Source organism: Collinsella sp. Sow4_E3 (assembly GCF_052116285.1).
GTDB lineage: Bacteria > Actinomycetota > Coriobacteriia > Coriobacteriales > Coriobacteriaceae > Collinsella.
Map to the genome: position 1 here is coordinate 1 of NZ_JBQKLJ010000143.1, position 389 is coordinate 389.

The window sequence follows — 389 nt, forward strand, 5'->3', positions numbered from 1 at the left end:
GTCGCAGATCGAGTGTGGACGGCTGGCGCAGAAAATGGCGTCCGGCCCGTTCCTCAACCACCGTACCGGCGAGTTGGAGCTGCCCGCCCCGACGATCCGCATCACCGCCAAGGGCTTGTCGGCTCTGCACCGCATCTTGGGTGGCACCGCTGACCTCGACTCGCTCCTGGATAGCGAGGTGGCGGCATGAACGTGCAGCGGGTTGCCCAACTCACTCAAGCCGTGACGGTGCTCACGATCTGTGCCCGCCTGCTGCGCACCGTCAGTGAGCTCGACTTCCTGTCTCAGCACTCGGCTGACTCGATAGAGGGGCTGGCTGATCTGGCCCAAAGGTACGCCGACGAAGCCGACGCTGAACTCTCTGCCGAGGTGATGTCGTGAGCGGCGAC

General features: G+C 64.8%; 2 protein-coding genes. Both read left to right on the forward strand.

From position 1 onward, the window contains the following. Positions 1 to 190 (forward strand): hypothetical protein (locus ACTQ48_RS11665; RefSeq protein WP_441571108.1); only part of this gene is annotated, 190 nt, incomplete at its 5' end. Further along, a complete protein-coding gene (locus tag ACTQ48_RS11670; RefSeq protein ID WP_441046701.1) occupies positions 187 to 381 on the forward strand; it encodes a hypothetical protein in 195 nt (64 codons plus the stop codon). The genes ACTQ48_RS11665 and ACTQ48_RS11670, both read left to right, overlap by 4 nt. Positions 382 to 389: the final 8 nt, after the last annotated feature.

What these genes read in the sequence shown, in the direction of transcription:
- ACTQ48_RS11670 (WP_441046701.1), top strand. Translation starts at nt 187, where the DNA reads ATGAACGTGCAGCGGGTTGCCCAACTCACTCAAGCCGTGACGGTGCTC.